The following is a 4,676-nucleotide window of genomic DNA, read 5'->3' on the forward strand; positions in this document are numbered from 1 at the left end:
CCCGCGCAAGCATCATCGAGCATTGCTATACAGTAAGGACATGCTGTAACTAAGATATCTGCCTTTTTATCCACAGCATCGTTAATTCTTAGTTCGCCAAATCGTTCGCCAAAGGGTACCTCGGCCCAGACCCGGCCACCGCCGCCACCGCAACATAGACTCTTGTTCTTATTACGCTCCAGTTCGACGAGCTCGACACCTGGAACAGCTTCTAGGAGATCCCTTTGTGGATCGTAGACTTGATTATGGCGACCCAAGTAGCATGGATCATGGAAGGTTACTTTTTTCGCTAATTCTTCAGAGAATGTGAGCTTTCCTTCTTTTAAAAGACTGCCCAGAAGATCTGCATAATGCATAACTTCGTATTCTCCACCCAGTTCTGGGTAATCCTTCTTGAACGCGTACAAGCAGTGCGGCGACGTTGTAATGATCTTTTTCACGCCTTTTCCGTTAAACAGCTTGATATTCGATTCGGCTAGTTTTTGGAACAAGGCCTCATCGCCGATCTTACGTATGGTCTCTCCACAACAATTCTCTTCTGCTGTCAGAACTCCAAAGCTTACTCCTGCTTTTTGCAACAGTTTTACGACGCTTTTGGCTATCTTCTTGCTCCGTGTATCATAATTGGAGGTACAGCACACATAAAGCAGATACTCGGTATCTTCGGTGAACGCTGGTATATTTAGACCTTCTTGCCATTCAGCACGTTTCTCCTGCGGGCCTGCCCACGGGTTGCCGTTGGCGTGAAGACTACCTGCTATAGGACGCAGTGTTCCTGGTAAAAAGCCTGCTGCCACCGTCGTGTTCCGCATTGAGCGAACGTTATCGATGATTTCAACTTTTCTGGGACAGTTTACTAGACACATTCCACAGGTAACACAAGCAAACAGGATATTTTCGTCCTCGAAGCCTTCTAATCCTAGTTGGCCTAAACGCTGCATCTTCCGTATGTTAAATGCTTCGCTTATTTCACCGGTAACCTGCCTCCATGGACAAAGATTGGTACAGAGTCCGCACTGCATACACCAACTAAGTGTCTCCGCCCCTGAAGAAACAATATAATCTTTCATTTCCAGAGATACTTCTTTTATTTCATCCATATTCATGCTCCTTTGCACTTAAATGGGGACATTCCTCCCCACCCGGAGTCAAACCTATATTTTGGGAGGTGTCCCCTTACCTCTATTGGGACGTTCCTCCCCACTCGGAGTCAAAACTTTATTGATTAGGGACAATCCTCGACCCGAAATCTTTCCGATCGGGGACATTCCTCCCACTCCAAAGCCTTACCAGATTTAGGAGGTGTGTCCCCATTCCTTAGCCGCTACTTAGAACCCTTTGTAGGGATTGGGACCCAGTTCTTCTAGTCTCTCGGCAAAGCCGTCCAATATAGCCGGTATCTTGTCATAATCCATGATGGAGACCTGCTCCATCCGCACCCGATCTGATTCGAGGTCCAGCCTGTTTAAAGTTTCTGCTACTTTTGATAATCTGATTTCTGCCAATTCACTACCTTTTACGAAGTGGCATTGATAATCATCACCGTGCTTACAACCTAGTAGTAGTATTCCGTCAATACCCTTCGACAACGTATCGGCGATCCACACTAGACTCATTGAGCCTAAGCATCTTACCGGGATAACACGCACCCAAGCATTATAATTGAGATGGTTGATCCCCGCCATATCTAAAGCAGGAATAGCATCGTTTTCACAAGCAAAGATGACAATTCTCGGTTTTTCTTCATCTTCTTCAGGCACATCAATGGCCTTAATCATGTTACCAATCATTGGTACGGAATAGTTCTTAAAGGAAATGATCCGTTCAGGACAAGCCCCCATACAGACTCCACACCGACGACAACGGGTTGGATTAGGCAGTGGATTGAATTTCTCATCCTCGTTAATCGCCCCGAAAGGACATTCCACTGTACAACGTTTGCACTGTGTGCATCTCGACATGGCGAAATCTGGGAAGGATAGATCCCCTACCCGTGGGTGTACTGCTGATCCTAACGCACTCAATTCAATGCATTGAATGGCCTTCATAGCAGCTCCTGTTGCGTCTTCTATGCTGGACACCTCATCCATCGGTGCCCTTACGCTCCCTGCCGCATAGATCCCTGTACGGCGAGTTTCATACGGGAAGCAGATGAAGTGGGAATCTGCAAAGCCATATTTCAAAGTCGGCATCTCTGGTCCCTGCCGATAAGCCAGGTTCAAGAGGTTTGACTTGAGAATTGGTGCATCGCCCGCTTGTACTGGTTCTTCTTCTTTACCATCCTCAGTTTCGGCTTTCGCTACGAAACTCTCTCCGATGGCTGTGGTTGGTACCATTCCTGTCGCTAGGACAACCAAGTCCACACCTTCTGTGCTAATTCCCGATCCGGTTAGAACGTCAGTTGCTTCAATGATCAGGTTCTTTCCGCCGTCTTCTTTGATGCCAGCAATTTCACCTCGGACGAAAATTCCTCCATCTTTTTGCACTTGTTGGTAGAGACGCTCATATTGGCCCGGTGTCCGTATATCTTTGTGGAAAATGTAGACCGCGGCTTCAGGATTCTGTTCCTTTAAATAAGTCGCCTGTTTCAAGGATTCTACACAACATACCGCTGAACAGTATGGCAGGTGTTCTGAATCCCGTGAGCCAGCACACTGGATAAACGCAATGCTTTGGACTTCTTTGCCGTCTGGGCGTACAATTTTTCCCTTTTTGGCCAGTGCTTCCATTTGTTGCGCTGTAATTACATTTTCGTATTTACCATAGCCAAGCTTTTCCAGCTTTGTTGCCTCATATGGAACTGCCCCAGTAGCCAGAACTACCGATCCGATTCGTTCTGTCAGCGTGTCACCATTTTGGCTGATGCTCACGTTAAACATTCCTGGCGCGCCAGCTATCTCTTTTATTTCAGCTCCCACATAGATTTTTACATCTGGGTGAGCTTCAACTTCTTTAATTCGTTCAGCAATATCAACTTCTTCTGGAGCACTATACGGCGACTTCTGCGGAGCCTGTTTATATAAACTGTTCATCCAGCCACCTAGAACTGGACTTTTTTCCACGAGAACCGTTTTATATCCTGCTTTCGCTCCTTCTAAAGCGGCTGTTATGCCTGACAAACCTCCACCGACTACTAGTATGGTTTTTACCATATCTTCACCTTGGTAAGCCTCTGGTAGTTGGACATGGTTTGCTTTGGCCAGGCTCATCCGTAGAGCATCCTCTGCCATCATCTGGGTATCTTCATCGTTCGCCGGATGACACCAGATGATCTGTTCTCTTAGGTTGACCCTTTCCAAGATTACGGATGGTCCAAAATCAAAAACATCATAATTTACACGGGATGAACAACCTGCGATAACGACTGTATTGACTCCCTCGTTCTCTATATCACTCTTGATTTGCGCCACACCTTCTGCTCCACAGAAAAAAGCGTGTGACTTGCAAACCGGAGCCTTGCCTTCCTTGGTGGCAACCTTGGACAGGCCCCCTACATCCAGAGATTCCCCGATACTACAGCCGGTGCAGATATAAACACCTGTTTTTTTATCCATTGAGTTACCTCCTCACCGTAGATTGAATGGCCTTTAGAGCTGCAGCCGTAGCATCTTTTACCGATGAGGCAACATCCAATGGCTTCTTTACGCATCCCGTGCCATAAATCCCGGGTTGCTGTGAATCAGTAGCAATAAATCCATCTTGATCATACGTTATTGTAGCCGGTACTTTTGAACCAGCCGTTGCCGGTACCATACCTGTCGCCAGTACTACCATGTCAACCTTTTCCTTCATTATTTCCCCGGTAACCTGGTTCTCAACTTGTACAATTAAATCTTTGGTCAAAGGATCTTCGGAGATTTCCCCGACTTTCCCTTTTATCATAGAAATACTTTCTTGTACTTTGGTATAAAAATCTTCATATTTCCCCATCGCCCGGACATCTATATAAAACATAGACACCTTCGCATCCGGGTTCTGTGCTTTCACATAAGTAGCTTGTTTTAAGGAAGCCATACAGCAAACTCCCGAACAGTAAGGCAGATTGTTTTCATCACGCGATCCGGCACACTGTACGAACGCTATGCTTTCAACTTCTTTGCCGTCTGATGGACGTACTATTTTGCCCCCAGTTGGTCCATTATGCGCTGCCATTCGTTCCATTATTACATTGGTAATGACGTTTTGATGTCGGCCAAATCCATAATAATCAACCTTCTTGGCATCATAGGGTTCCCAACCTGTCGCCCAGACTATGGCTCCAACATTTAACTTGAAGCTTTTTGCTGTCATGTCTAATTCGATAGCACCATATTGACAGGCACTTACACATTTCCCGCATTCCGCACCTAAGCATGCCTTATCGTCAATCGCATACTTCATCGGAAACGCGAACGCATGGGCTTTGTATATAGCCTTGGTTTTATCCAATCCGTAGTTGAATTCATTGGACCTCTCTGCTGGACACACTTCTACGCACTTTCCGCATGCTGTGCAGTTCTGATTTACATAACGGGAATTCGATTTCACTGTTACCGTAAAATCTCCTTCTCCACCCTCGATTTGTTCAATCTCTGCTAATGTGAAAAATTTAATCAAGGGATTTTGCTTGATCCGTTTAAAGTTAATTTCCAACCCACAATTTGGAGGACACAGCTTTGGAAAATACTGATTCATCT

The 4,676-nt window shown here is 45.9% G+C and carries 3 protein-coding genes; all 3 read right to left on the minus strand.

All coding sequences use genetic code 11. The features are described 5' to 3' along the window. Positions 1–1,100, minus strand: a 1,100-nt coding sequence (locus tag DSBG_RS21185) for a (Fe-S)-binding protein (RefSeq protein ID WP_068966944.1), incomplete at its 3' end; no start/stop codon positions are given. Positions 1,101–1,328: 228 nt separating this feature from the next. Then, positions 1,329–3,554, minus strand: coding sequence for a hydrogenase iron-sulfur subunit (locus tag DSBG_RS21190; RefSeq protein ID WP_068966946.1), 2,226 nt, complete (start codon positions 3,552–3,554; stop codon positions 1,329–1,331). A gap of 4 nt (positions 3,555–3,558) precedes the next feature. After that, on the minus strand, positions 3,559–4,676 hold a 1,118-nt coding region (locus tag DSBG_RS21195; protein ID WP_068966950.1), incomplete at its 5' end, for a 4Fe-4S dicluster domain-containing protein.

Origin of the sequence: Desulfosporosinus cupriresistens, assembly GCF_001707885.1 — a bacterium.
Classification (GTDB): Bacteria; Bacillota; Desulfitobacteriia; order Desulfitobacteriales; family Desulfitobacteriaceae; genus Desulfosporosinus.